26 protein-coding genes, 2 pseudogenes and 1 riboswitch are annotated in these 25,866 nt (G+C 46.9%); of the genes and pseudogenes, 10 read left to right on the plus strand and 18 right to left on the minus strand.

All coding sequences use genetic code 11. From position 1 onward, the window contains the following. Nucleotides 1–81: 81 nt before the first annotated feature. From cshA to M654_RS20935, 4 genes are all read right to left on the minus strand, one after another. The gene (gene cshA, locus M654_RS20920) at nt 82–1,551 is read right to left on the minus strand and encodes a degradosome RNA helicase CshA (protein ID WP_026585987.1); all 1,470 of its coding nucleotides are present in this window, start codon (nt 1,549–1,551) and stop codon (nt 82–84) included. Between the two features lie 393 nt (nt 1,552–1,944). Next, nucleotides 1,945–2,637, minus strand: coding sequence for an alpha/beta hydrolase (locus tag M654_RS20925; RefSeq protein WP_026585986.1), 693 nt, complete (start codon nt 2,635–2,637; stop codon nt 1,945–1,947). Between the two features lie 59 nt (nt 2,638–2,696). Further along, nucleotides 2,697–4,067: a UDP-N-acetylmuramoyl-tripeptide--D-alanyl-D-alanine ligase gene (locus tag M654_RS20930; RefSeq protein WP_026585985.1), complete on the minus strand. Its 1,371-nt coding sequence runs from the start codon at nt 4,065–4,067 to the stop codon at nt 2,697–2,699. A 150-nt stretch (nt 4,068–4,217) separates the two neighbouring features. After that, a complete protein-coding gene (locus M654_RS20935; RefSeq protein WP_026585984.1) occupies nt 4,218–5,303 on the minus strand; it encodes a D-alanine--D-alanine ligase in 1,086 nt (361 codons plus the stop codon). A gap of 160 nt (nt 5,304–5,463) precedes the next feature. Between M654_RS20935 and M654_RS20940 the strand changes: the two genes are divergently transcribed. The 3 genes from M654_RS20940 (at nt 5,464) to fbpB (ending at nt 6,512) form a co-directional block, all read left to right on the plus strand. Beyond that, a complete protein-coding gene (locus M654_RS20940) occupies nt 5,464–5,784 on the plus strand; it encodes a thioredoxin family protein (protein ID WP_026585983.1) in 321 nt (106 codons plus the stop codon). A 411-nt stretch (nt 5,785–6,195) separates the two neighbouring features. After that, complete coding sequence (locus M654_RS20945; protein WP_035427860.1) at nt 6,196–6,354, plus strand: Fur-regulated basic protein FbpA; 159 nt, start codon at nt 6,196–6,198, stop codon at nt 6,352–6,354. A 2-nt stretch (nt 6,355–6,356) separates the two neighbouring features. Then, complete coding sequence (gene fbpB, locus M654_RS20950) at nt 6,357–6,512, plus strand: Fur-regulated basic protein FbpB (RefSeq protein ID WP_026585981.1); 156 nt, start codon at nt 6,357–6,359, stop codon at nt 6,510–6,512. A 42-nt stretch (nt 6,513–6,554) separates the two neighbouring features. On the opposite strand, the gene M654_RS20955 is transcribed toward fbpB, so the two are convergent. From M654_RS20955 to M654_RS24240, 9 genes and pseudogenes are all read right to left on the minus strand, one after another. Continuing rightward, nucleotides 6,555–7,721 (minus strand): acyl-CoA dehydrogenase family protein, encoded by a 1,167-nt coding sequence (locus M654_RS20955; protein WP_035427906.1) that lies wholly within the window; start codon nt 7,719–7,721, stop codon nt 6,555–6,557. 109 nt (nt 7,722–7,830) lie between these two features. After that, on the minus strand, nt 7,831–8,169 hold the full coding sequence (locus tag M654_RS20960) for a hypothetical protein (RefSeq protein ID WP_026585979.1): 339 nt from the start codon (nt 8,167–8,169) through the stop codon (nt 7,831–7,833). A 123-nt stretch (nt 8,170–8,292) separates the two neighbouring features. Next, entirely contained in the window at nt 8,293–9,060 is a 768-nt protein-coding gene (locus tag M654_RS20965; RefSeq protein WP_026585978.1) for an ABC transporter permease, read from the minus strand. Continuing rightward, entirely contained in the window at nt 9,053–9,979 is a 927-nt protein-coding gene (locus M654_RS20970) for an ABC transporter ATP-binding protein (protein WP_026585977.1), read from the minus strand. The genes M654_RS20965 and M654_RS20970 overlap by 8 nt, the downstream gene beginning before the upstream one ends. Before the next feature lie 75 nt (nt 9,980–10,054). Next, on the minus strand, nt 10,055–11,299 hold the full coding sequence (locus M654_RS20975) for a dicarboxylate/amino acid:cation symporter (protein WP_026585976.1): 1,245 nt from the start codon (nt 11,297–11,299) through the stop codon (nt 10,055–10,057). A gap of 73 nt (nt 11,300–11,372) precedes the next feature. Further along, a riboswitch (cyclic di-AMP (ydaO/yuaA leader) is annotated at nt 11,373–11,512 on the minus strand. A 71-nt stretch (nt 11,513–11,583) separates the two neighbouring features. Further along, nucleotides 11,584–12,615 carry an AI-2E family transporter gene (locus M654_RS20980; protein ID WP_026585975.1) on the minus strand — a complete coding sequence of 344 codons (1,032 nt, stop codon included), beginning with the start codon at nt 12,613–12,615 and terminating at the stop codon, nt 11,584–11,586. Nucleotides 12,616–12,842: 227 nt separating this feature from the next. Continuing rightward, entirely contained in the window at nt 12,843–13,163 is a 321-nt protein-coding gene (locus M654_RS20985; RefSeq protein ID WP_026585974.1) for a KGG domain-containing protein, read from the minus strand. Between the two features lie 100 nt (nt 13,164–13,263). Continuing rightward, the gene (locus M654_RS24235) at nt 13,264–13,644 is read right to left on the minus strand and encodes a DUF4937 domain-containing protein (RefSeq protein WP_328700294.1); all 381 of its coding nucleotides are present in this window, start codon (nt 13,642–13,644) and stop codon (nt 13,264–13,266) included. Then, nucleotides 13,633–13,962: pseudogene (locus M654_RS24240) on the minus strand (cupin domain-containing protein); the annotation flags it as partial. The gene M654_RS24235 and the pseudogene M654_RS24240, both read right to left, overlap by 12 nt. 142 nt (nt 13,963–14,104) lie before the next feature. Between M654_RS24240 and M654_RS20995 the strand changes: the two are divergent. Then, a complete protein-coding gene (locus tag M654_RS20995; protein WP_026585972.1) occupies nt 14,105–15,406 on the plus strand; it encodes a Na+/H+ antiporter NhaC family protein in 1,302 nt (433 codons plus the stop codon). 82 nt (nt 15,407–15,488) lie between these two features. Here M654_RS20995 and M654_RS21000 read toward each other — a convergent pair whose 3' ends face one another. Further along, complete coding sequence (locus M654_RS21000) at nt 15,489–16,202, minus strand: Type 1 glutamine amidotransferase-like domain-containing protein (protein WP_026585971.1); 714 nt, start codon at nt 16,200–16,202, stop codon at nt 15,489–15,491. A gap of 154 nt (nt 16,203–16,356) precedes the next feature. Continuing rightward, the gene (locus M654_RS21005) at nt 16,357–17,181 is read right to left on the minus strand and encodes an EcsC family protein (protein ID WP_442858854.1); all 825 of its coding nucleotides are present in this window, start codon (nt 17,179–17,181) and stop codon (nt 16,357–16,359) included. 65 nt (nt 17,182–17,246) lie between these two features. On the opposite strand from M654_RS21005, the gene M654_RS21010 reads away from it, so the two are divergent. Continuing rightward, entirely contained in the window at nt 17,247–17,432 is a 186-nt protein-coding gene (locus tag M654_RS21010) for a hypothetical protein (RefSeq protein ID WP_142246053.1), read from the plus strand. Between the two features lie 82 nt (nt 17,433–17,514). On the opposite strand, the gene M654_RS21015 is transcribed toward M654_RS21010, so the two are convergent. After that, nucleotides 17,515–18,726 (minus strand): macrolide family glycosyltransferase, encoded by a 1,212-nt coding sequence (locus M654_RS21015; RefSeq protein ID WP_026585969.1) that lies wholly within the window; start codon nt 18,724–18,726, stop codon nt 17,515–17,517. A gap of 306 nt (nt 18,727–19,032) precedes the next feature. Here M654_RS21015 and aspA point away from each other — a divergent pair, with 306 nt between their 5' ends. The 5 genes from aspA (at nt 19,033) to M654_RS21040 (ending at nt 23,198) form a co-directional block, all read left to right on the plus strand. Then, the gene (gene aspA, locus M654_RS21020) at nt 19,033–20,454 is read left to right on the plus strand and encodes an aspartate ammonia-lyase (RefSeq protein WP_026585968.1); all 1,422 of its coding nucleotides are present in this window, start codon (nt 19,033–19,035) and stop codon (nt 20,452–20,454) included. Between the two features lie 95 nt (nt 20,455–20,549). Next, nucleotides 20,550–20,816 carry a GlsB/YeaQ/YmgE family stress response membrane protein gene (locus M654_RS21025; protein WP_026585967.1) on the plus strand — a complete coding sequence of 89 codons (267 nt, stop codon included), beginning with the start codon at nt 20,550–20,552 and terminating at the stop codon, nt 20,814–20,816. A 171-nt stretch (nt 20,817–20,987) separates the two neighbouring features. Continuing rightward, nucleotides 20,988–22,268 carry an Nramp family divalent metal transporter gene (locus tag M654_RS21030; RefSeq protein ID WP_026585966.1) on the plus strand — a complete coding sequence of 427 codons (1,281 nt, stop codon included), beginning with the start codon at nt 20,988–20,990 and terminating at the stop codon, nt 22,266–22,268. Nucleotides 22,269–22,323: 55 nt separating this feature from the next. After that, nucleotides 22,324–22,875 (plus strand): GNAT family N-acetyltransferase, encoded by a 552-nt coding sequence (locus tag M654_RS21035; protein WP_026585965.1) that lies wholly within the window; start codon nt 22,324–22,326, stop codon nt 22,873–22,875. 71 nt (nt 22,876–22,946) lie between these two features. Further along, nucleotides 22,947–23,198 carry a hypothetical protein gene (locus tag M654_RS21040; RefSeq protein ID WP_026585964.1) on the plus strand — a complete coding sequence of 84 codons (252 nt, stop codon included), beginning with the start codon at nt 22,947–22,949 and terminating at the stop codon, nt 23,196–23,198. A gap of 86 nt (nt 23,199–23,284) precedes the next feature. On the opposite strand, the pseudogene M654_RS21045 reads toward M654_RS21040, so the two are convergent. Together M654_RS21045 and M654_RS21050 are read right to left on the minus strand one after the other, a co-directional pair. Next, nucleotides 23,285–23,884: pseudogene (locus M654_RS21045) on the minus strand (lytic polysaccharide monooxygenase); the annotation flags it as partial. Between the two features lie 160 nt (nt 23,885–24,044). Beyond that, complete coding sequence (locus M654_RS21050; RefSeq protein WP_026585961.1) at nt 24,045–25,766, minus strand: pyruvate oxidase; 1,722 nt, start codon at nt 25,764–25,766, stop codon at nt 24,045–24,047. Nucleotides 25,767–25,866 lie beyond the last annotated feature (100 nt).

The raw sequence follows: 25,866 nt of genomic DNA on the forward strand, positions 1-25,866 counted from the left end.
GTACGTTTTTCAAGCGGAAAATGTTTCACTCATTTGCACCTTTTAAAAAAGGCGAATCCGTTAAAAGGATCCGCCTTCTGATTAAGAATGATATGATTTTTTCTGGCGTCTGTCATTAGAAGAACGCTTTTTATCATAGGATGAACGGCTGTTCTTTCCTTTTCCTCTGTATCCGCCGCCGTCTCTGCGCTTAGATGAACGGTGGTGGTTGTTTTTGTTCCGCTTCGTTCTGAGCGGCGCCTCCTCTGTTAAGCGAATAGGCGTATTATCCGGCTCTTTTGTCATCATTTTGATGGCAGCCGCCACGACCGTGACAGAATCATGGTCTTCAAGCAGCTCCGCAGCCGCGGACATATAGAAGTTCAGATTGTTTTCGTCAATAATCGTGCGGATGCGGTCAACAGTCACCTGCTGTTGTCCTTCAATCGCCTCGTCAAGAGTCGGCGCTTTCATCCGGTCCATTTTGCGTTTTGTCGTTTGTTCGATGGCGCGCAGCATATCCTTTTCACGCGGTGTGATGAAGGTCATCGCCATACCCGTTTTACCCGCGCGTCCCGTTCTTCCGATGCGGTGTACATAGCTTTCCGGATCTTGAGGGACATCGAAGTTGTAGACGTGTGTGACACCGGAAATGTCCAAACCGCGGGCGGCGACGTCTGTTGCAACAAGCACTTCAATTGCGCCTTGCTTGAATTTGCGGAGGGCGACCATCCGCTTTGCCTGTGTTAAATCTCCGTGAATTCCTTCAGCCGTATAGCCGCGCAGGTTCAACGCCTCCGTCAGTTCATCAACACGGCGTTTCGTGCGGCCGAATACGATCGCAAGCTCAGGCGACTGAATGTCGAGCAGACGCGTCAGTGTATCAAACTTTTTCCGTTCATGCACTTCAAGGTAGAATTGCTGAATGTTTGATACCGTCATTTCCTTTGCTTTTACTTTAATGTGCTCAGGTTCGTTCATAAAACGCTCGGCAATCCGCTTAATCGGCGCCGGCATTGTTGCGGAAAACAGCAGTGTCTGATGGTCTTCAGGCACATTGGAAAGAATCGATTCGATATCCTCGATGAATCCCATGTTCAGCATTTCATCCGCCTCGTCAAGCACAACGGTGTTGACCGTTTGCAGGCGCATCGTGCGGCGGTTGATATGGTCGATCAGACGGCCCGGAGTTCCGACGATGATGTGAGGATTTTTCTTAAGTGCGCGAATTTGCCGGCCGATATCCTGTCCTCCGTAAATTGGCAGCACTCGTGCACGCTTATCTTTTCCGATTTTGTATAGCTCTTCAGAAACTTGAATGGCTAATTCACGAGTAGGTGCGATAACAATGGCTTGAATGTTAGGAGACTCGGGGTCGATTTTCTCAACAAGGGGGATGCCAAATGCAGCCGTTTTTCCTGTTCCTGTTTGCGCTTGTCCGATGACATCTTTATTTGCAAGGCCAAGCGGAATCGTTTGCGCTTGAATCGGTGTTGCTTCTTCAAATCCCATACGCTCAATCGCTTTAGTGAGATCAGAACTTAATTGGAAATCTTGAAACGTTATAGTCAATGTATTCAAACTCCTTCTGCTTACTGTTTCAGTAATGTCGTGTTTCATCAATAAAAACTGCCCTTTATATAAAGGACAGGTTCATACTTATACAAAGCCCGAATTACTTTACATGTTATATTACCATTCCGTTATATGTTTTTCAACAAGACGAGACGACGGGATGTGCTCTCATGCGGCATTTTTTTCCGGGCCGGCCAAGAGGGCCTGCCGCCTGTCCTAACCCGGCAAAACAGAGCCCCGGCTTAAGAATTTAAGAAATCGCCTTTGGAGCATCTTTTACACATTGTAACACAGGCTTTATATGGTTAGATATTTATTTTTCCCGACCCTACTCTCCACGGGTTATAGTTTTTCCAAAATCTTAAGGAATTATTTATTTTTTTAAATCCATCAGAGCCCATGCTTGAGAAATGTTTCCACGGTTTGAAACAGGGATGCGGGGTTTTCTTCAAGGCAGACATGATGCTTGGAATCCGACAAAAGGCAAAGTTCTTTTTCCTCGGAAGGAATCGTCTCATACAAATAATAGGCGCTTGATAAAGGGACGATGGCATCGCATTCCCCCTGGACGATGAGCACAGGGATGCGCAGGTTTTTCAAAGCCGGTTTTGTCGCTTTGACCAGCTTGCGAAACTGGAGAGCCGAGGAAACCGGTGTGCTTGTCAGCTTTTCTTTGTACCTTTTGTACAGCAGATTATCCTCAAGCTTGCCTTGGAATGAATCCTTGATCACATTCTTCAGATCCTGAATCAGCTGTCCGGGGCTGATATATTGGGCAGCCGCGCTCAAAAGCACGAGGCGGCTGACAGGGTACTTTCCCGCCAAATAGGCGGCTATCATTCCGCCCATCGAAAAGCCGATTAAACATACGGTTTCACATGTTTTAAGAAGACGGACGAGCTCAACTTCAGCGCAGGCTATCCATTCCTGGTAACTGACGCCTTTTAAAGCCGGCATATCTCCATGTCCCGGCAGAGTGATCAGTTCAACATGCCAGCCGGTCGCTTTTTTTAAGTGGGCAGCCAGCGGTTCAACCTCGTACGGAGCTCCGGTAAAACCATGAATGCATAAACATCCGATCATGACTTTTCACCCGTTTCTTTTTCCTGTTTATCATATCTTCAAACGACTTTCTGACTCCCTTACAAGTCTTTTATCGTTTCCTCAAGCCGCATCCCTCTTGACGCTTTGACAAGAATTAAGTCTCCGGCGTTCGCTTTTGCTTTCAGCGCTTCCTTGAGACTGTCTTTATCCTCTTTGCCAAAATGGAAGACGCGGTGCTCAGGAAAATGCTTCATTGCTCCTTTGGCAATATATGCCCCGAGGTCTCCGTATGCAAATACAAAGTCGACCGCTTCCGGGTGAATCGCTTTCCCGATTTCTTCGTGAAAAACTTTTTCCCCTTCGCCAAGCTCAAGCATATCGCCAAGAACGAGCATTTTTTTGCCGTAGCCCTTCATTTGCTCCACCAGCTCAATCGCTGCTTTCATCGATGTCGGGCTTGCATTGTAGGCATCATTAATGACGGCAACGCCGGCCTTCGTTTTCACGAGCTCAAGCCGCATCCCCGTGACCTTCAGCTTTGTCAGCCCTTCGGCAATGTGCGGGCGGCTGACTTTCAACAAGTCCCCTGCCGCAATGGCCGCCAGCGCGTTTTTGACATTGTGCTTGCCGAGAACAGGTATAAAAAAGCGGGTTTCAATGCCTCTGACGCGGAAAGCAGTTCCTTCTTCCGACTGGTTGACATCCTCCAGCTGATAATCCAAAGCCGCACCCTCGCCAAACGTCTTTGTATGGTACGGAGTTTGTTTAAGCTGATCGGACAGAAGCGGCTCATCACCGATATAAATCAATGTGCCTTCATTTGAAAGACCGTTGACGATCTCAAGCTTTGCTTCGGCGATCGCTTCCCTTGATCCGAGTTCAAGGAGATGCGATTCACCGATGTTGGTGATGACGGCAATATCCGGTCGCGCCAGGCGGGTCAGAAAATCGATTTCTCCTTTGGCGCTCATCCCCATCTCGAGAACGGCAATTTCCGTATCTTCCGGCATCGCCAGTATCGTAAGCGGCAAACCGATATGATTGTTATAATTTCCTTCTGTTTTATGCACTTTATACTCCGTTCCCAAAACGGCATGAATCATATCCTTCGTTGTCGTTTTCCCGTTTGAGCCGGTTACGCCGACCACTTTGACATCAAGCTGATGGCGGTACGCTTTGGCGAGGTTTTGCAGTGCTTCGAGCGTATCATCGACGATGATGACCGCTTTTCCTTCCGGCGGATTCGGTTCGCTTCGGTTCCACAAAACCGCGGCAACACCCTCGCGAAAGGCCTGTTCTACAAAAGCGTGGCCGTTGAATCGCTCACCTGTCAGCGGAATAAACAACTGGTCTGTCGCCAGCTTTCTTGAATCTGTTGAGACGCCTTTGACGAGCCTTCCGCCGAAATTTTCATCGAGCAGGCGGCCTCCCGCCATTTCAGCCATTTCTTTTACCGTTCTTTTTATCATCTTCTTCCCTCTCTTTCTCCAGCAAGGAAAAGAGACACTATCAGAACAGATAGTGTCTAAAGATTTCAGGAAGCGAAACCGCGGTCCGCACCTTTCTAACCCCATGCCGGATTTTGGTCTTGGAGCTGCCGGATTGCCGGCTGCACCCGTTTAAAAAGTATGTTTAATCTGCTGTTTTTCTTCATGGCGCTCGATCGCCAAAGCGACGAGCTTTTCGATCAATTCAGCATAGTCGACTCCTGCTTGCTTCCATAAGAGCGGAAACATGCTGAACGGTGTAAATCCGGGCATCGTATTGACCTCATTGATCAGCACCTTCCCTTCATTTGTCAAGAAGAAGTCGGCTCTGACAAGGCCTGAACCGTCAATCGCCTGAAAAGCTTTAACCGCCATGGCGCTGATTGTTTCATATTCATCTTCTGTTAAAGAAGCCGGGATGATCAAATCGGTGTCACCGTCTTCATATTTTGCTTTGTAGTCGTAAAAGTCTTTCTTCGGAGCGATTTCGCCCGCGACTGAACAAGCCGGATCATCATTTCCGAGAACGCCGATTTCAATTTCGCGGCCGATCACACCTTCCTCAACAACGATTTTCCGGTCATATTGAAAAGCAAGCTCAAAAGCTTTATCAAGCTCGTCACGGTTCCGGCATTTGCTGATGCCGACGCTTGACCCGAGGTTTGCCGGTTTGACAAAGCACGGATAGCCCAGCTTCTCTTCAACCTGATCATAGCTCTCTTCCTTCGCTTCATTCCAGCTTTTTTTCACAAAGGAAGCGTATTTCGCCTGATCAAGCCCCGCTTGTGCAAACAGGTGCTTCATGACCACTTTATCCATACCAGCAGAAGAAGCCAAAACCCCATTTCCGACGTAAGGAACATTCAGCAGTTCCAGCATGCCTTGAATGGTGCCGTCTTCTCCATTCGGTCCGTGCAAAAGCGGAAACACAACATCGACAGATTCTTCTTTGGCATCAGACTGCCCCGGAAACATGTCGCGGTTTAAAAGGGCAGGCGAGAACGTCCGGCCCGTCTGCTCGAACTGCAGCATTTTAACGTTTGACACAGGCTCTGTCAGCTGCGGCCCCCTGACCCATTCGCCTTGTTCAGTTATATAAATCGGATGTATATCAAATTTTTCAGTATCCAACGCTTTCGTGACGGCTAGTGCGGTTTGCAGGGAAACGTTATGCTCCGCTGATTTCCCGCCGTATACCAATCCTAATCTTGTCTTCAATTCGTACTCCCCCCACTGGATTCATCTTTACTATCTTATCACTTTCCGGAGAAAATGATCTAATAATTTTAGACATACATGAGCAGCCTAAGAAAAAAGCTTTTATATGTAAATCCTTTTCATTTTATATTACAATGGCATTGAAAAGGAGAGGTTGCAATTGAAAAAAATCACAACTGAAGCACAATTTAATGAACTGATCCAATCCGATAAAGAAATCATCGTGAAGTTTTTCGCCGACTGGTGTCCTGACTGCACCCGCATGAACATGTTCATCGGCGACATCCTTGACGCTTATCAGGACAATGACTGGTATGAACTGAACAAAGATGATCTTCCGGAGCTTGCCGACAAATATCAAGTCATGGGCATTCCGAGCCTTTTAATCTTCAAAAACGGAGAAAAAACAGGCCACCTTCACAGCGCAAACGCCAAGACGCCTGAAGAAGTGAACGAATTTTTATCAGAACACATAAGCTAATTCGTATGATATCCGCATTTTATGTCTTGTGGACATGGGAAAGCCCATGTCCTTTCCCTTTAAAAAAGACGGAAGAGATGCCAAAATTGTTTCAACAGATTCGGCCCGACTCCCGATTCGACATCTAGTATTTCCCGGGAAACGCACTTTGTCGAAATGTCGCAAAAAATTCTTGATTCGCTTTTTATATTCGGGTAGAATGATTTTTGTTCCTATTTTGCAATTATTTTTTCTAGTTGTGAAGCCCATGTCGGCTTCTTTTTTTTGCCTTCTAATTGGATAATCATTCATATTTTGCAACCTTCTTCAATATTCTTTAACGGATGTCCCTTTACAGAAGGCGATCTTGTTTTGTATAATGTTAATTGATAATGATTATCAATATCGATTAAGAATATGAGGTGAATATGTATGGCCCCTCAATTAGCAGAAGCAGTGGAATCAAGAAAAAAACAGTTAATACAGCGGTTAATCCAGCTTGGTATATACAAAAAAGAAGAACGCCATCTTTATGAATTGACTTTAAGCGAGCTTGAAAGCGAATACCGATCATTAAAGAAAGGCGGATAATCATGACAAAGCGAAAAATAAAACCTTATCATCAGCTTGTCGAAGAATACAAGAAGGAAATCATCCACAGTCCTAAACAAATGGATATGATTTATGAAAAAATCGACCGCAGACATGAAAACAGCATCCTTTCTGTTTCCAAAGACAAGCAAGCATAAAAGAGCCGGACTTTTTAAGTCCGGCTTTTTTAAAGCAAACCCTTATTCACTAAATGCGAGTCCGGCAAGCCTGCTGATTGTCGCATCATCCATCGGCGGGTTGTGAAGGCCGGCCCGAACGTCGCGGTAGTATCTTTGAAGCGGGTTTGTTCTTGCAAGGCTTTTCGCTCCGACAACCCGCATCGCCTTGTCTACGACAGCAATCGCCGTGTTTGTCGCCGCGTGTTTGACAGCTCCAAGTTCCCCCGTCAATAAGCCTCGGCGTTTAGGGTCATCGTAAAGTTCTGCGACATGATACAAAAAATGGCGCGCCTTCATCAGTTCCAGATCCATTTCACCGATATGCCGCTGAACTGCGGGCACTTCTTTAATCGGTCCTTTTAGACTGTTTGGCGTATAATCCTCCGCAAATTGGACGGCATAGTCTCTCGCTGCTTGCGCGATGCCAAGGTAGACGGCCGGTATGTGCAAAAGCCAGCCGTTGAGTTTATCCGTTCTTTTGTTCGTCTGCAGTTCCACAAGCATGGAATCGTCCAAAAAGACATCAGTCAGGACGAGATCATGGCTCCCGGTTCCTCTCATCGCGATCATATCCCATGTTTCTTCGATCGTTACGCCTTCTGTGTCCTTATGAATCAAAAAGACGCCGACCGTTTGTTTTTCTTCAATCCAGGCGGTGACAAGAAAATAATCAAGAACATGAGACATTGTCGTAAAGGTTTTCCTGCCGCTGACAACCCAGCCGCTTTCTTTTCTGACCGCATTCGTTCCCGGACGGCCGCCTCTTGTCGGACTGCCTGTCTGCGCTTCGCTGGCCGCTCTGTTGACAAGCGCACCCTTCAGCGCTTCTTCAGAAACCATTGTGAACACTTCACGACCCCAGCTGTTTCCTTCCGCCAGCTCACCCATGACGCTCAAGTGCCAGCCGATGCTGAGAGCCGTCGGTCCGTCCCCTTTTGCCAGCCTTTCCTGAAACAGCAGCATATCATAAAGCGAAATGCCTTCTCCTCCGTAGTCTTTGCCGACAGTCAAAGCCGTATAGCCTGAATCACGGAGCTTTTGAATATGTTCTGTCGGAAACAGAGCATGTTCATCATAATAGGCCGACGTTTTCGCAAATTCATCGGCAAGCTTTCCGATTTTACTAAGCCATTCCTGCTGTTTTTCATTTTTTACAAATACTGAGCCCACACGGCACCCTCCTGACATAATTCCGATAAGTTTAATAAGTATTATAGATTGATAAAACTGGATGTGCAACCAATAACCATTATCATACAAAAAAAGCACGCACTCAAATGAGTGTGTACTTTTTCCTTTAAACGGTCTGGCCGTCCCGTACGTCTTCCTTCATGCTGAGATAAATCAACATGTATGTTAAATAACCCATCGTCATCACCAGGCCGCCGAAGAAGAAGTTGGAAAAAAGCGGTTCTTCATAAGCGGCGATGCCGGCCAGTGCGATCCAGCTAGCATACAGATAGGCCATGAACAGCAAAACGCGTTTTTTTAATTTATACAACATCAACAAACCTGCAAGCGAAAACAACCCAAGTGCAAGTCTAAAATAGACAAGATGACTGAAATGAAATGCAAAAGATACGAATGAAAATGACAACAATAAGATAATCGGCAGCACCGTTATCAATTTTCTCATAGATGTCTCATCCCCCATTCCCTTATCGTTCAAATTATAAAGGAAAATAGGAAATTTAGTCGGTAAATGCAACATCTTTCACAAAAATGTCATTCCTTTCGTCACACTTTTGAAAAATAACTTTTACACCTTCATGTCCCGCCTGCAAAAACTCCACCATGCCGCACCGAGAAAAAATGCGAAGTGAACGAGGATGATGCCGATCGAAAAAAAGGGTGTCATCCCGCTGAAAAGCGGTTTGGCGTGTTCCGCGTATTGGGTAAAATCAGTGTTGGCAAACAGCAAAAATTTCCCCAGCGGATTTTCCAAATAGGACATGATCGTCACGAGCGCTTTCGCTCCGTACAGAACGACGATCGAAACCATGATGCTGAGCGCGCTGCTTCTAAACAATGCCGAACAGAAAAACGCGAACGAGACCATTAACAATACTTCCAGCCACTCTGATCCGATCAGCTGGAGCGTATTCAAAAACAGTGTTCCAGCTTTTTCATCAAGCTTCACACCAAAAAAGATCAGGCCGAACAGCAAGGAAAATCCGTAGTAGATGATATAAAGCCAAATGCTTGCCATCACGCTCGTCAAAAATTTGGAAATCAATATTTTCTCCCTGCTGACAGGGCGGATCAGCAAAAATTTGATCGTTTTTTTATCGTATTCAAAAGAGATGATCGAAGCGGCCACGGCAATTGAGAGTACCTGCAGCAGAATATTGAGGTTTGGGGCAAATGAGAAATAGCCGATGAAATGGTCATCGGTTCCCGCGCCCATCAGTATCCTTTTGGTCACCAGTGCAAGCAGGAACTGCAGCGCCACAGTCAGCGCCAGCGCAACGAATGTCACCTTTCTCTTCAGCAGTTTGACATGCTCATTTTGAATCAGTTTAAACATCGGTATTCCCCTCTTCCATTCCATTCGTCAGCGCCATATATTCATCCTCAAGGGAGTGCTTAAACGGAGCGATCGAATAGACGTCGATCCCGTTTTCGACAAGCTTTTGATTCACAGCCGGTATTTGCGCTTTCGCGACTTTGACGGCCAGCCGTCCTTTTTCGGAACGCGCTTCAAACCCATGTTCTGTCAGCCATTGCAGCGCTTTTTGCTGCGGCTCAACTTCGAAAAGCGCTTTTTCCTGCTTTTCGTCGGTATTCCTCAAGCCGACTTCCGATTTGATCTTTCCTTTTTGCAGGATGACAACCCGGTCGCAGAGATCTTCAACTTCTTTGAGCAGGTGAGTGGCAAACAGGATAGCCGTTCCCTCCGCCTGTGCAAGCTCCCGCAAATGTTCGCGAAAATCCTTCATTCCCGCCGGATCCAATCCGTTTGTCGGTTCATCCAAAATCAACAGCTTCGGCCTGTGGAGAATCGCCTGGGCAATTCCGAGGCGCTGCTTCATTCCGAGCGAGTAGGTTCTCACTTTATCATCAATCGCAGCTTCAAGCCCGACCCTGGCGGCGACTTCCGCCAACCTTTCTCGAGTGATGCCGGCATGCATGTTGGCATAATGTTTCAGATTTTCATAGCCTGATAGGTACGGATAAAATTCGGGGTTTTCCACGATCGCCCCGACGGCTTGAATCGCTTTTTCAAATTGGCGGTCAATCGGAAAACCGTTGATGATAATTGAGCCGCTCTTTTTTTTGATCAAACCGGTGATCAATTTGATGAGCGTCGTTTTTCCCGAGCCGTTCGGACCGAGCAAACCGATGATTTCCCCGGCATACGCTTTTAAGTGGATATCATGCAGTATCTTTCGGCCGTCCATATTTTTGCTGACGCTTTCTATATGTAAAACAGGATGCTTTGTCATGGCTTCCTCCTCTTTTTCCCCCAAAAAATAAACAGTGCCTAAAAACAGGCACTGTTTGATTATAGCATGTTTGATTTACATGGACACTTCTGTATGAGGCGCCTCGATTTTGCCGTGTTTTTTCTCCGTCTCGGTGACAATGACAGCGCAGGCCGCATCCCCTGTTGTATTGACAGCAGTCCGAATCATGTCCAACAATCTGTCAATTCCCAATATTAGGGCAATTCCTTCAACAGGAAGACCAACCGTTTGCAGAACCATCGCCAGAAGGATCAATCCGACGCCGGGAACCCCCGCCGTACCAATGCTTGCAAGCACCGCTGTCAGAACAACTGTCAACAGCTGGGTCAAAGTCAGATCCACACCGTACACTTGAGCGATAAAGACTGTCGCCACCCCTTGCATGATCGCCGTTCCATCCATGTTGATCGTAGCGCCGAGCGGCTGAACAAAGCTCGAGATCGGCTCAGGAACCTTCAGCTTTCTTTGGGCGACGTCCATGGAAACAGGCAGTGTCGCGTTACTGCTTGACGTACTGAATGCCACAATCATGACTTCTGAAAAATCTTTAAAGAATGTAATCGGATTTCGTTTTGCGATTAAAGCAACCGTTGATCCGTATGTGACGATCGCATGAATGAACAGGGCAAGCACAACGACAATCATATAAAGCCCCATCGCTTTGATCGCATCCCAACCTTGGCTTCCGATTGCACCCGCGATCAAGCCGAACGTTCCGTAAGGCGCGAACTTCATGACAAAATTGACAAGGAACATCATCAAGTCATTCCCCTGTTCGACCACTTTCAGAAGGGCGTCCGCTTTTTTTCCAAGCATCGTAATCCCGAGCCCGACTAAAATGGAGAATGCGATAATTTGCAGCATATTCCCTTCAGCCATTGCCTGAACAGGGTTTGTCGGAATGATATTCAAGAGCGTTTCAGCAACGCTCGGCGCTTTCTCTGCCGAATATTCCGCACCGCTTGTGTCGTAAGTTCCAATTTTACCAGGCTGAATGACCAATGCCAAAATAAGTCCGATGATGATGGCGACCGCAGTCGTCGTCAAAAAGTACCCAATCGTCTTCGCTCCGATTCTCCCCAGTTTTTTCGGATCTCCGAGTCCTGCTACCCCTAAAGTGAGAGAGAAGAAAACAATCGGAACGACAAGCATTTTAATCAGATTTAAAAAGATCGTGCCAAGCGGCCCGAATAAAAATGTATTAAGCTTGCTGAACAAATCCGGTGACGTGACATTCAACAAAATGCCGACCGCCGCACCGAGCAACAAACCGATGATAATCTTTGTAGCTAACTTCATATTGATGCCTCCCCTTTCTAAAAAAAGCCCATGAGAGATCTCCCACGGGCTTTTACCATTTCAATTGGTTCCACATGACTCTCTTCACGTTGATGAGGTTAGCTGACGGGTTCGGACGAAGAGATGTCCGTCTTTCAGTTCCTTTGAACTAAAAAATTCACCCCAAATGATCGGGTCCCCCACTCCTACAAAAGGATTAAACGTGTGGCTTTATATCGTTATATAACAGTTATACCTGAAAATTCGAAATATGTAAACCACCTTTTCGAATTTACAAATATATGCTATTTCGCGGTTCGGTTTTCTTCCTTATTTGTAACATCAAGTATATCCAGTAAAAAGACAAATATCGGAATCCCAATGATCAGACCCCAAATCCCAATAAAATGTTCGGAGAAAATCAGCACGATAAACGTAAAGAAAATGGGCAGCTCTGTCTTTGCAGACATCAATTTCGGATTCAAAAAATAAGTTTCGATCGCGTGGACAATCATAATGACCAGCACCAGTGAGACGATATAGGCGATCCCTCCAATGCTGTATGCAATGATGCTCAGCGGAATGAGGGAAATCACAACACCGGCGACAGGAACCAGTCCGAGGAAAAACACCATGACCGCCAGGCCGAAAAGCTGGGGAAACCCCATAATCCCGAGAGCGATTGTCGTCAGCGCACAATTAATCGTCGCAATGATGAATTGCGCTTCCAGCACTTTGCCGAACGTTCTCGTGAATTTTTTTCCAAAAAACGCGATTTCCTCATAAAAAACGGCGACCTTGCTCGTTTTAAATTTATTCATCAAGCTCATCACTTTATCTTTTTCAATCAGGAAGAACATACTGAGAATTAACGACATCAGCACTTGCAAGCCGAAGGTGCCGATATCCGTAATGTATGTATAGATAAAGTTCAGTCCTTTTTCCATATAGTGTGTCAGGTTGAAATCGCCGAAGATATTTGTGAACATATCAAGAAAAGGAATACTGTCAGGGTGTGACGCGATATATTTTCCTTGTTTAATAAGCTGCTGAATCTGTATGACGATCACGGGATAATACATGACCCCGCCAATTGAAAGCCCGATGGCAAGAGCCGCATATAAACAGGATACGATCAGTTTCTGGCTGACCTTTATAAAACGATTTAAAAAGCTGCTGATCACACTTTCCAAACGGTTCATTAAAAACGTAAAAATAAATGTGAGCAAAATCAGATTCATCATGCTTCGGAACATATATAAAACGCCCGCCAAAACAACAAAAACAAAAAAACGCCTGACCCCAGGGTGCTGAAAAAATTTAAACAACGCTGCCATTCGAGTACACTCCCACCAGTACTTTAGTCCTTAACTTTTTTAGCATATTCAAAGTTTCATAATTACAATTAGAGTATCATTTGAAATTATATAACAAAACAACGCGGAAATCTCTTTTCCGGATCAATAATTTATCATATTTTAATTTAGACAATGAAGGACACTGTATGGTGAAGCATAATAAAAGAGAGGAGCTTCTGTAAAGCCCTCCCTTTTCTTGATTAGGATTATCCGCTTCTTCTTTGGCGTCCGCCTTTTTCGCCAATTTCCCGGTAGAACTCCTTGTCATGATTTTGACTCGTTTTTTCTCCGCCTTTTTCACCGATTTCTTGATAGAATTCTTTGTCATGGTTGCGTTTTGTCGCCTCTCCGCCTTTTTGACCGATCTCCTGGTAGAATTCCTGATCATGGTTTTCGCTTGTCGCCTCTCCGCCTTTTTGACCGATCTCCTGGTAGAATTCCTGATCATGGTTTTCGCTTGTCGCCTCTCCGCCTTTTCTGCCTGCTTCTTCCCTGCTCATTTTGTTGTTTTCGTTATTGTTTGCCATTTTGTTTTCCTCCTTTATAAAGTGTTATGGTTTTTACATTCCACACCTTAAAAAGAATAAACAAAAACAGCACATTCCCGAAAATCTGCGGCCGCTCGTCCTAGACCCTCGTGCCGTTGACCGTCCATTCCGGTTCAAAGACAAGCTCCGCGCTATACTTTTCGAGCGCGCGGCTTATCTCACCCGGATCTTCAAGAAGGCGAATAACACTTGATGCAAACGTGTCTTGCTGATTCGTGTTTTCATAGATCAGATCGTGATCGTTCCTCATAAAATCCAAATAATCCCGTTTTGTTTTCCAAAGCGCCATCACGACGGCTTCCGGGCCGGATTCAGACTCCCGCCATCCGCCCCATTGTCTGATCAGGCCATTGATGTCCTTAACCGGGGTCCATTTCGCCTGAGCCTCACTGAACGGGCGTTTATCCTGTCCGGCCGGTTTGCACCGGATGAGCTTTAACACATTGCCTTCATTCAACATGACGGTTTCCGCGTTTGTTTTTTCGATGCAAAGATTAACCGTTCTTTTTTCAGCTCGCGTCCTGTGAATCACGCCTCGCGGTATAAGAAGAGAATCGTTCGGCTTCAGCACTTCTGTGCCGCGGTCCTTGAAGTCGATTAAAAGCTCGCCCTCGATCACCATAAACAGTTCATCCGAATCCGGGTGGAAGTGCCATATGTAGTCTCCCTCCAGGACTGCGGCCCGCAGGCAATGATCGTTCACTTCAGAGACGATGAAATTAGCGTGTTTTTCCCCGATTTCCTTTGTCATTTCAGCCATATTCATTTTCGATCCCATTCGAAAGTCCATTTGACTTCCCCCTCTTTTTGATTCATTTTCTCCCGAACTAATTTTACCATTTGACTTTTGGCCTTTCGCCTTTTAAAGTGTTGAATATTGGTGAAAAAACGGTTATAGCAATAGAAGAGGTGTACGTGATATGCAAAAACAAAACGCAAAAGCTTCCGGGCTTTTGCCGCTATTTTTATTTGTCTGCTTATTTGTCGGCTCAGGGCTTGTCACGGGCGACTTTTACAGCCTGCCGATTTTGGTAGCCGCTCTTGCCGCGGCGGTTGTTTCGCTCGCCATGAACCGAAAGGAGCCGCTCAGCCGCAAGACCGAGTGGTTCGCAACAGGAGCGGGACATCCCGATATCATGATTATGGTGATGATTTTTATTTTGGCGGGGGCGTTTTCTTCTGTCGCAAAAGCGATGGGGGCTGTAGAGTCAACGGTGAATCTGGCTCTTTCCCTTGTGCCCGGGCAGTTTTTGGTTGCCGGCTTATTTATCATTGCCGCTTTCATCTCCGTTTCAATGGGTACATCAACCGGCACGATAGCGGCGCTCGCTCCGATCAGCGCCGGGATCAGCGCTGAAATCGGGGTTTCCCCGGCATTTTCGGTTGCTGCCGTTGTCGGCGGCGCCATGTTTGGAGATAACTTGTCATTTATTTCTGATACAACGATTGCCGCCGTCCGCACACAAAAAACAAAAATGTCGGACAAATTCAAAACGAATTTCTTGATCGTGCTGCCCGCAGCGATTGTAACGATCATTCTGCTGATGATTTTCTCATCGGGAGGACACCCTGTATCACAGGCAGGGACTTACAGCTTGATCAAGGTACTGCCGTATCTCGGCGTTTTAATTTTTGCGCTTCTCGGTTTTAATGTGATGGCCGTCATCCTTGGCGGAATCGTCTTATCCGGTGTAATCGGCATTTCCGACGGCAGCCTGACTCTTCACTCCTACCTGCAGGCGATAACGGAAGGAATCGGCGGGATGTCCGAATTGATCATTCTGTCTCTTCTGATCGGCGGAATGGCGGAAATGATGAAACGAAACGGCGGCATCGCCTTCCTGCTTGAGTTTGTTTCCCGCAGAGTCCGTTCGAAAAAAGGAGCTGAAGCCGGAATTGCGGGGCTCGTCAGCACCGCCAACCTGGCCACGGCCAATAATACGATTGCGATCATCACGGCCGGTCCGCTCGCTAAGGATTTATCAGACCAATACGGAATTGACAGCCGGAAATCAGCGAGCATCCTTGATATCTTTTCATGCGTCATCCAAGGGCTGATTCCATACGGCGCGCAAATGCTGTCAGCGGCGCAAATCGCCAAAATATCGCCGATCAGTATTCTCCCTTACTCCTTCTATCCGATTTTGATCGGCATTTGCGGGATTGCCGCGATTTTGTTCGGTTTTCCAAGGTTTACAGAACGTCAGAAAAAGGAAATCTAAACCCGCATCCTGGGCCCTCATTAAGAGGGCCCAGTTTTATTTTGCTCAACTTTAAAAAATGCCGCAGACGTCGAGCCCTCACTTATACTTGACCTCTGCAAACACCTAAGCGCTTTGTACGAATCTCTGTTTCACTGATTTCACCATTTGCACATTTGACTTTGTATGACTTTGCATTTGCCCTGGAACTGACAGAAGCAGCCAGTGTTTCATTGATAAAGTGCACAGCCGCACCGTCATCGACTGCATAGCCTTCTTTTATTTTTCCTTCCAAGATGAACTTGTGATATGAAGGCTTCCTTTTGCTCTCTCCATCATAATGAGGACAATGGCTTCCCTTCAGAAAGCCTAGACCATCGAGCTTATATAAAGGCGCATTCAACGGGTCAGTTATCCCTTCTTCAAACCAGCAAATTGAACCCGCACTCAATCCAGCAAGTACAACCCCTTTTTCATATGCCTTTTGCAAAACGTCATCTAATCCCCATTCCTTCCACAAAACAAGCATATTCCTCGTACTTCCCCCGCCGACATATATCACATCTTTTTCAACAACATATTTCTCCAATTCTTTAAATTGCGGTTCAAATAAAGATAAGTGTGACGGCTCGCAAGGCAGCGTGTGAAACGCCTTATAAAACCTTTCAATATCATTTGTTTGGTCACCGCTGGCTGTTGGAACAAAACATACCTTTGGTAAATCGTTTTTGACTTGAGCTAAAATATATTGATCTAATAAAAGGTTTTCCGGCTCCATAGAAAAACCGCCGCCGCCCATCGCAATAATCTGCCTCATTCCCTCATTCCTTCCAGTCTGTTCATTCGCAAATGAACTGGATGCATTTTTTAAATCTTGCAAAAAAGAGCACCGCATATATAGCGATGCACGTTTGCCAAAGGAATATATTTATTTTCAGATGACCGGAACCTCTATTGTTTCAGCGCCTCAACTATTCCCCCAATCTTTCCGGTTCTTTCTCGATATCCTCCAGCCGCTCCAATATTCTCCGTTTTTTATACATCATCATGCCTGTTTCCGCCACACCGTTCATCATCGAACGGTTCGTGATCGCGCCAAACAGAATACCGGCGATGGGCACCATTTGAAAAAGCTTTTTCCAGCCGAAGGAATCGCGGTATGTATAGACAACTTCCCGCCAGCCTTGAATTTGCGAGATCATGTTTTGGCGTTCATCCGGGCTGCGATGATATTGGCTGAGTTCTTGAATGATCGCTTTTTTTCCGACGATATCGGCAGAACTCAGCTGCAGGCATTTGATGATAAACATCCGCTCTGTCTTTTCTTTCGGATCATAGCCGTAAGACACCGCGATATCCTGCAAGGTTTTCAAAGAAAGGCCGAGGATGGCGGGAATATCGATCGCTAGTGTGAAAAGGCCGCCCACACCAGTTGTCGCCCCTTGCACGGCCGCGGTGTTCGCTCTGTTTTTGCCAAGCTCTTCGCAAATTTGGTCCATCACCGCTAAAGGCACCTTTTGCACATCAGCGATCGTTTCCATCGTTTCGTTCGGAAGCTCTTTTTGAAACTTGCGGATCAGATGTTTTTCAGACGTCAAATACTGACCGCCGTTTTGAATAAAACCGCCGATTTCATCCAGCAAAAGGCCGATTTTGTCTTGAATAAAAGCCGGTGTCAGCTTATCCAGCACTTTAAACGGAAGCCGGCCGATTCTTTCCCAAAACCATACTTTCTGCTGTTCTTTTTCCCATTTTTCTATGATTTTCAACTGTTCTTCCAGCTCTGTCTTCTCCAAGAGAATTCTGTCCTCCTTGTTGTTTTGTTTTAGTATACAATGATTCGCCTCAGGAATCCTCGTTTTTGGCAAAACCGCCTGAACAAATAACATCGGAGAATTGGTGGAATCAAAATGATGATGACATCACTGAACAATCAATGTGTAAAGGTATCGGGGTAGAGAAGCATCTTCAAGGATGGGAAAAGGAAAATTGGTTGAGACGCCTGAATGGGCTTGGATTGGAAGGTTGGCAGACTGCGCCGGATTGAAAGCCGGGATGCCGTGATGAACACAATGCCCCATGCAGGAAACCCAACAGTCTGCAAAACGAAAAAAAGGAAAAGGGAAGTTTTATCCCTTTTCCACTGTTTCATGCACCAGTTCAAAAATAGCATCAGCAGCCCTTTTGTAGCCCCCGGCGCTTCGGAGCGATTTGCCGATGTCGGCGGCGCTGTCAGCATAGGAGCGGTTTTCAAGCACTTCTTTCACCTTTTCCCGCAAAACCTCTGATGTGAGCTCTGTTTTGTCCAGTTTAACGCCGGCGCCTGCTCTTTCCACCTGGCTGGCGACGAAGAACTGATCGCCTCCCATCGGGATGACAATAAGCGGTGTATCAAAGTAAAGCCCTTCATTTGTGCTGTTCATTCCGCCGTGTGTAACGAACAAATCAGCGGTTTTCAAAAGCTCCAGCTGCGGAATATAAGGCTTGACGATAAAATGGTCTGGGATGTCGTTCAGCTCATCCGGATTCGTATGTCTGCCGATTGACATAACCACTTTTCCGTCAAAGTCTTGCAAGGCATCAATGCACATATTGTAAATCTCTTTTTGCCGATTGAAGATCGTCCCCATTGAGATGACGATGACGGTCTCGCCCTCGAGTTCATGCATCGGGAAGCTGCCCGGGTCGTGGCGGCTCGTGACAGACGGGCCGACGAACAAGTAGTCCTCTCCAAACCTTTCAGCATGAGGCTGAAATTCCCTTGAAGTGAAAACGATTGTGATGTCTCCGGGGCATGAAAAGACATCAAACGGCTGGCTCAGGCTGACAGGATACCGGTCACTTAATTCCAAGAGAAACTGCTGAAGTTGTTCTAAGCAAGGCGAGTTTTCAAGACCGGTTTGATGCGTTTTGCCAAAGGAATGGATCAGTTCTTCATCCATGGCAAACGTCGTGCACAATGAAATGCAAGGCAGCCCCATCATTTCGGCAATGATTTTTCCTGCCAAAAAGTGATGATCGAAAATGACATAATCATATTGCTCATCTTTGACTTCCCGGTATATGAGCTGAACGATTTCATCCGCCTTTTTTGCCATGTTTAAACCGATTTCGGCAAAGTCCATTTTCTCATCACCGGTTCTGCTTCTCCCGAAGGATAAATCATCTCTAAAATCGGGATATAAACGAACTTCGGCCCCTGTTTTTTTTATTTTTTCCGCGTATTCTTCGACTGCATAATAGACGACCTTTTCTCCACGGCTTTGCAATTCTTTCGTTACACCTATAGAGGGGTTGATATGACCTTCCCCTGGAAAATTAATCATCAGTACATTTCCCATCACAGTACTTCCTTTCCTGCTTCCAAAATTTATTATGAACTTTACTACAAAAACGCTTAACCGTAAAGAAATTTAATGAAGTGAATAATACACAAACATAACCATATGACCATTTGTCTGTTTTTGTATATCTTTCCTTGAAAATTTTTCGTCATACAAATGATCGGATTCGATTATTGAAAACAGGCTTTTTATTACTTGACAACCTGCTTTAGGGAGCCGAATTTACTTTTTTTACTGCAAATTAAAATGCGGCGGATCGTGACACACTACATGATAAGAAACAACACACGGAGGGGCTTATCCATGGAAACGAAAACAACCCGGATTGAAAAAGACTTTCTAGGAGAAAAAGAAGTTCCGGCTGATGCTTATTACGGGGTACAGACGATGAGAGCCGTTGAAAATTTTCCGATCACCGGCTATCAGATCGATGAAGAGCTGATTAAAGCTTTGGCTATGGTCAAAAAAGCGGCCGCTCTCTCCAACATGGAAATCAAGCGGCTGTATAAAGATCTCGGCGAGGTCATCATCAAGGCGGCCGGTGAAATCATGGACGGACTCTGGCACGATCATTTTATCGTCGATCCCATTCAAGGCGGAGCCGGGACCTCAATGAACATGAACACCAACGAGGTGATCGCGAATAGAGGATTGGAGCTTTTAGGAAGAGACAAAGGCGACTATTTTCATTTAAGTCCAAACACACATGTCAACATGGCGCAGTCAACGAATGACGTTTTTCCGACGGCGATTCACCTGGCGACATTGAATCATATCAAAAAGCTTTTAGGGACGATGGAGGATATGCTTGACGCATTCCGACAAAAAGCGGCTGAATTTGATTCCGTCATCAAAATGGGACGGACCCATCTTCAAGACGCGGTTCCGATCCGGCTCGGACAGGAGTTTGAAGCCTATTCGCGCGTGATTGAAAGAGACATCGAGCGAATTAAACAGTCCCGGCACCATTTGTATGAAGTCAATATGGGAGCGACCGCAGTCGGCACAGGCTTAAACGCCGACCCAAGATATATCAAAAGCGTCGTCGAGCACCTGTCAGAAATCAGCGGCTATCAGCTGAAAGGAGCGGACCATCTTGTTGACGCCACCCAGAACACCGATGCCTACACAGAAGTGTCCGCCGCCCTTAAAGTCGGGATGATGAACATGTCCAAAATCGCCAACGATATCCGCTTAATGGCTTCAGGTCCGAGAGCGGGTCTTGCGGAAATCCGGCTGCCGCCGCGCCAGCCCGGCTCTTCGATCATGCCGGGTAAAGTGAACCCTGTCATGCCTGAGGTGATGAACCAGATCGCATTCCAGGTCATCGGCAATGATCATACGATCTGCCTTGCTTCAGAAGCGGGACAGCTTGAATTAAACGTGATGGAACCCGTCCTTGTTTTCAACCTGCTGCAGTCGATCAAAATCATGAACAACGGCTTCCGCGTCTTTACCGATTACTGTATCAAAGGAATCGAAGCAAATGAAATCAGGCTGAAGGAATTCGTGGAAAAAAGCGTCGGCGTCATTACCGCCGTCAACCCCCATCTCGGATATGAAGCAGCGGCAAGAATCGCAAAAGAAGCGATTGCGACAGGACAATCGGTTCGCGAACTTTGTTTGCTGCATGATGTGCTGACAGAAGAGGAGCTTGATCTGATTCTCGATCCTTACGAGATGACACATCCCGGCATAGCCGGCGCCTCGCTGCTCGAGGAGTAGCCATTCGTTTCACCCGATATGTTTTTACGTGTTTAGCAGTGCTTCAGGAAGGCTAAACATTCAATATAAAACAATTGAAAGAGGGTGGAATGACAATGTTGGGATTTCTCGTTTCTTTAATTGTTGCAATTGTCATCGGTTTGATCGGAGGTGCAATCGGAGGCAGCGGCGCTCCCGGCGGATGGATCGGCTCCATGGTTGTCGGCTTTGTCGGAGCCTGGATCGGTCACGGGCTGTTCGGAACGTGGGGGCCTGACATTGCTGGATTCGCCATTTTTCCGGCTATCATCGGAGCCGCAATCCTCGTCTTTATTTTGAATCTTCTGTTCCGGGGAAGAACAGGTTCGCGGTCTGAAGCATAGGACAGAGGCAGCCAGCATCGCAGGGAGCGGTGCTGGTTTTTGTTTGGCTTGTATAAACTACGCATCTTATGGTTGACAATTCATAATGTCAGGGCATATGATGAATATGGAATTTGCATTAAGGAAACTTTTATGTACAAGGAAAAAACAACGAGAATCTAGGTGAATCATATGGTCAGTCAAGATATGTCCAGACACGCACAAATATCAAAAGAAGCTCAAGACGCACTAGATGGAAAAAGCAAAGGTTTCAAAAGGCTCCTTCCTTTTCTGGGGCCGGCTTTTATAGCTGCCATCGCCTATATCGATCCCGGCAACTTTGCCACAAACATTGCTGCAGGTTCCAAGTACGGATATTTGCTTTTATGGGTTATTCTTTTTTCGAATATTATGGCGCTGCTTATACAGTCGCTGTCCGCCAAGCTCGGCATTGCAACGGGCAAAAATCTTCCCGAGGTTGCAAGGGAGGAATTCCCAAAACCGGTGTCGGTCGGCCTTTGGATTCAGGGAGAGCTCGTCGTCATCGCGACAGACCTTGCCGAATTTATCGGAGCGGCTCTCGGCCTTTATCTATTGTTCGGCATTCCGCTTCTTGAAGCATCGCTCATTGCAGCGGCTGGATCATTCGCGATCCTGGAGCTGCAACGGCGCGGCGTCCGCCCGCTCGAAGCGGCGATTACAGGAATGCTGTTTATCGTCGTGATCGCCTTTGCCTTTCAGACTTTTTTTGCAAAGCCTGACATTGGATCGGTTTTGGAGGGCATGTTTGTCCCTCGCTTTGACGGAACCGACAGCATTCTTCTGGCGGCGGGGATCCTCGGAGCAACGGTTATGCCGCACGCCATTTACTTGCACTCCGCTCTCACCCAAAGAAGGGTGGTTGGAAAAACGGATGCTGAAAAGAAAAAAATATTCCGGTTTGAATTTATCGATATTTTGATCGCCATGCTGATTGCCGGAGCGATCAATGCGAGCATGCTGATCGTTGCCGCCGCATTGTTTTTCAAAAACGGGATTTTTGTCGAGGATCTGGATGTCGCCTTCAGCCATTTCAGCACAATGGTCAGTCCGCTGTCAGCCGTGTTGTTCGGCATCGGACTTTTGACGGCAGGCTTATCCAGTTCATCTGTCGGAACACTTTCGGGAGATATTATTATGCAAGGATTCATCAATTTTCGAATTCCGCTTTATTTAAGACGATTTATCACGATTTTGCCGCCGATTGCCATCATTGCTTCAGGCGTCAACCCGACAACCGCCCTCGTGTTAAGCCAGGTCGTCCTGTCGTTCGGAATCGCCTTCGCTCTCATTCCGCTTATTCTATTTACAAGCAATAAGCGGATCATGGGAAGCCTTAAAAACGCCGCATGGGTGACAGCCGTATCATGGATCATTGCTGTTCTGATCGTCGGACTTAACGTGTTTCTCATTTTTGATACATTTACCGGTTAAAAAAGCTGACTTCGGTCGGCTTTTTTCTTTATACTGGAGAAAAGGAGGATTCTGGATGTTCACACTGAAGATTGATCATGATCTGTATTTAAAAATGCTTGAACCAAAGGATGCACCCGCCGTCTACAAACAGATCCAGCAATCCAAACAGCATTTAAGAAAATGGCTGTACTGGGTCGACGGAACGAAGAAGCTTGAAGACACCGAAGCTTTTATCGAGGATGCCATGAAGCAGGCTGCCGCGAATAACGGCTTTCAGGCAGGGATCTGGCATCAACAGCAATTCGCCGGCATGATCGGCCTGCACTATATCAATTGGACCAACCGAACGACATCGATCGGCTACTGGCTCGGTGAATCTCATCAGGGAAAAGGAATCATGACGAGCGCATGCCGCGCGCTGATTGATATGATGTTTAACGAATATGAACTCAACCGGGTTGAAATCAGGGCGGCGGTTAAAAACAGCAGAAGCCGGGCGATACCCGAAAGGCTCGGATTTGTGAAAGAAGGCTGCCTCAGACAATGCGAATGGCTTCATGATCATTTTGCCGATCATTTCGTCTACGGACTCCTGAGGAAAGAATACGCCGAGCGCGGCAAATAAGTTCGAAACTTGTCACACCCTTTTTTACCGTTTATCTGGTATGATAGATAAAAAAATATGAGGTTTTCGCAATGAAAATATTTGTCCTATTCTACTTATGGCTTGTCCCGCTTGTTATCGGACTGATCTTTTTCCGGATCACCCAAAGGATGAGCTTTCAAAAAAGATTCTTTCCGGCCTATGTGATGATCGGACTGGCGGCTCTCGTGTTTGCCGTGTGCTATCTGATCGGACAGCCTTATCTCGGCAACTTCTTCGGAGGCACGATGCTGTTTGGAACGGTTCTTCCGTTTATGGCTGCGGCGATGAAGAAAAACAAATAACCTGTAATGAAAGCTTGTCAAAGACAGGCTTTTTTTATATTTGCACCAAAACCCACTCTGCCAGAATCCTGATCGGACGCTTATGGGCTCACAAGCTGAACATCAATCGCTTGATAGAAAGCGTTTTCAGTATCAGCCACATCCCAAACGGCCAAAATCACATGGTATCCTTGGCGATCTTGTGGCACTTCTATTTGATGGGATAGATGATTGGATGCAGGAGACCCGTCATGTTCTATTGTGCCGATCGCTTCAAAGTCGGCTCTTTTCAGCGGCTGATTGGGGTCCCAGTCTTTTTTGGTGATATAGTAGTGCCATTGGCTCGTTTTGTGGGGAGCGGTATATGTCCAAGTAAATGTATGGACGCCTCCGGTCATGATGTGTTTAAACCAGCGATTCTCAGACTGCTGATCAAGAATGCCGCCGAACAGTCCGCCCGCAGATGCAATTTGCCCATCAGCAGGTCCGTCCTGCGGAAACCCCTTTTTCGCCTCCAGGCTTTGCGGTTCATACATGACGCTGCCGCAATTCAAATTGAGCAGTCCATAGGACTCGCTGCACAAAGCCGCCCTGCTTTCGGGCTTTTCAACAAAACCATGGGCAAACGCCTGCTGAGGAATGAACAACAATCCCGACCATAATGCCGCCGCTATCACCGCGGCGCTTCGCTTTTGAAAAAGCTGCATTTTGATAACCCCTCCCTTTTCATTGTGAGATGGGTTTTGGTGCGCTGTCGGCCGGCTGTTTTACACGCCCCGCCTTCTTTTATTTTCCATATAAACAGCCGATAAATCAACGGAATCGGAAAAAAATCGCCAAGGAAGCTGCTGCCCCTTGGCAAAATCATTAAAATAACCTTTTTATACTTTTCTTTAGCGGAGGCAAGTCCAGTTCTTTTTTTCCAAAGAATTTCTTCACCATATATTTGCTGTAGTTCGCCGCTTGTGTATAGGATATCTTTCCGGGAAGCGGCGGCTCGTCTTCGATCGTCACATCAATAATGGCCGGTTTTTGTGAGGCAAAAGCGCTTTTCAACGCCGGGATGAGCTCTTCATGCTTGACCACACTGAAGCCTTTCCCGCCGCAGGCTTCGGCAAATTTGGCGAAATCGATGTTTTCGAGATCTGTCGCATATTCAAGATGCCCCTTTTCCTGCTGTTCATATTGAATCATCCCCAAGTTTTGATTATTGAATATGACGACGACAAGCGGAAGGTCGTATTTGACAGCGGTCGGAAAATCGTGCATCGACATGCTGAAGCCGCCATCTCCGCAAACGGCCACCACCTGGCGCCCGGGGTGCGACAGCTTGGCGGAAATCGCGCCGGGTAAACCGCAGCCCATCGTACCGAGCCAGCTTGAAATCAGAAACTCCTGACCCGTCATTTGAAAATGGCGGGCCATCCATACCGTCACATTCCCGACGTCAACCGACAGCACCGCATCATCTGCGACTGCATCTTCAAGCCTTGCGATCACCTGCTGCGGCTTCAGCGGTGATGTCGCCACTTGTTCGTCTTTTTCTAATTGCTGCCGCCATTTGTTCATATGTTCTGTACAGCTTTCTAAGAATGAACGGTTCGTTTTTCGTTCGATTGTTCTCGTCAGTTCAGCGAGCCCAAGCTTGGCATCACAGACAAGGGCCGCTTTTACCGGATACCGCTTGCCGATTTTTGCAGGATTGTTGTCGAGCTGAACAGCCGCTGCACCCTCCGGCAGATAATCGCGGTAAGGAAACGAAGTCCCCAGCATGATCAAGAGGTCGCATTCCTCCATCGCTTCATATGCGGGCTTTGTCCCGATGTGCCCGAGATTTCCGAGCATATGCGGATGCCGGTCGGGAACAATCCCTTTTGCCGGAAGCGTGATGATGATTGGAGCGGCCGCTTTATCTGCAAACGCCAGCAGTTCCTCCCTCGCCGCTTTCATTCCTCTTCCGGCCAAAATCACCGGCTTTTTCGCCTCATTGATCAATTGGGCGCATTGCAGTAGCTGACTTTGCTTCGGGCGAAGGTCGCCGTCGATATAGAGCGCTGATGTATACACCGGCTTTCGCTCGACTCTTTCGGCAAACACATCATCGGAGACGGATAGAACGGCGGGCCCTTTTTGGCTGTATGCGGTGCGGATCGCCTGATTGAGAAGATCCGGAAGCGCCTCTGCCGAATGGACCTGCTGATTGAAGACAGATACATCCTCAAACAGTCTCTCAAGACCGATCTCCTGAAAATAATCCCTGCCAATCTGATTCGAAGACACCTGTCCCGTAATCGCCAGCACAGGTGCGCCATCGGCTTTCGCATCGTACAGCCCGTTCAGCAAATGAACGGCGCCCGGCCCTGCAATCGACAGGCAGACACCGATTTTGCCGGTTAATTTCGCCTCAGCCGCAGCAGCGAGAGCCGCGGTTTCCTCATGGCGCACTTGAATAAAGCGAATATTGCTTTCTTCATGCCGCAAATCATCGATCCATTCATTGATGCTGTCTCCCGGCATGCCGTATACATGATGGATATTCCATTCTTTCAACAGCTCTGCTGCTATTTTTCCTGCGGTTTTGTTTGCCATACTACGTCCTCCTTTGTTTCTTTCCTTACCACCTCCCATTTTTGCTGAAACGTTTTGCGGCGTACCCGCTAGAAAAAAAGCTTGCAGAGGCAGGCTCTGC

It is taken from the genome of Bacillus sp. NSP9.1, assembly GCF_000465465.2.
Classification (GTDB): Bacteria; Bacillota; Bacilli; order Bacillales; family Bacillaceae; genus Bacillus; species Bacillus sonorensis_A.

Coding starts and splice junctions, on each gene's coding strand:
- M654_RS20975 (WP_026585976.1), bottom strand. CDS start 11,299: ATGAAGTTAGCTACAAAGATTATCATCGGTTTGTTGCTCGGTGCGGCG.
- M654_RS20960 (WP_026585979.1), bottom strand. CDS start 8,169: ATGAGAAAATTGATAACGGTGCTGCCGATTATCTTATTGTTGTCATTT.
- M654_RS21040 (WP_026585964.1), top strand. CDS start 22,947: ATGAAAATATTTGTCCTATTCTACTTATGGCTTGTCCCGCTTGTTATC.
- M654_RS20965 (WP_026585978.1), bottom strand. CDS start 9,060: ATGTTTAAACTGATTCAAAATGAGCATGTCAAACTGCTGAAGAGAAAG.
- M654_RS21050 (WP_026585961.1), bottom strand. CDS start 25,766: ATGGCAAACAAAACCGCAGGAAAAATAGCAGCAGAGCTGTTGAAAGAA.
- M654_RS21035 (WP_026585965.1), top strand. CDS start 22,324: ATGTTCACACTGAAGATTGATCATGATCTGTATTTAAAAATGCTTGAA.
- M654_RS21030 (WP_026585966.1), top strand. CDS start 20,988: ATGGTCAGTCAAGATATGTCCAGACACGCACAAATATCAAAAGAAGCT.
- fbpB (WP_026585981.1), top strand. CDS start 6,357: ATGACAAAGCGAAAAATAAAACCTTATCATCAGCTTGTCGAAGAATAC.
- M654_RS21025 (WP_026585967.1), top strand. CDS start 20,550: ATGTTGGGATTTCTCGTTTCTTTAATTGTTGCAATTGTCATCGGTTTG.
- M654_RS20930 (WP_026585985.1), bottom strand. CDS start 4,067: ATGATAAAAAGAACGGTAAAAGAAATGGCTGAAATGGCGGGAGGCCGC.
- M654_RS21015 (WP_026585969.1), bottom strand. CDS start 18,726: ATGGGAAATGTACTGATGATTAATTTTCCAGGGGAAGGTCATATCAAC.
- M654_RS20980 (WP_026585975.1), bottom strand. CDS start 12,615: ATGGCAGCGTTGTTTAAATTTTTTCAGCACCCTGGGGTCAGGCGTTTT.
- M654_RS20955 (WP_035427906.1), bottom strand. CDS start 7,721: ATGTCAGGAGGGTGCCGTGTGGGCTCAGTATTTGTAAAAAATGAAAAA.
- M654_RS24235 (WP_328700294.1), bottom strand. CDS start 13,644: ATGTTGAATGAAGGCAATGTGTTAAAGCTCATCCGGTGCAAACCGGCC.
- M654_RS20985 (WP_026585974.1), bottom strand. CDS start 13,163: ATGGCAAACAATAACGAAAACAACAAAATGAGCAGGGAAGAAGCAGGC.
- M654_RS20925 (WP_026585986.1), bottom strand. CDS start 2,637: ATGATCGGATGTTTATGCATTCATGGTTTTACCGGAGCTCCGTACGAG.
- M654_RS20945 (WP_035427860.1), top strand. CDS start 6,196: ATGGCCCCTCAATTAGCAGAAGCAGTGGAATCAAGAAAAAAACAGTTA.
- aspA (WP_026585968.1), top strand. CDS start 19,033: ATGGAAACGAAAACAACCCGGATTGAAAAAGACTTTCTAGGAGAAAAA.
- M654_RS20970 (WP_026585977.1), bottom strand. CDS start 9,979: ATGACAAAGCATCCTGTTTTACATATAGAAAGCGTCAGCAAAAATATG.
- M654_RS20995 (WP_026585972.1), top strand. CDS start 14,105: ATGCAAAAACAAAACGCAAAAGCTTCCGGGCTTTTGCCGCTATTTTTA.
- M654_RS21000 (WP_026585971.1), bottom strand. CDS start 16,202: ATGAGGCAGATTATTGCGATGGGCGGCGGCGGTTTTTCTATGGAGCCG.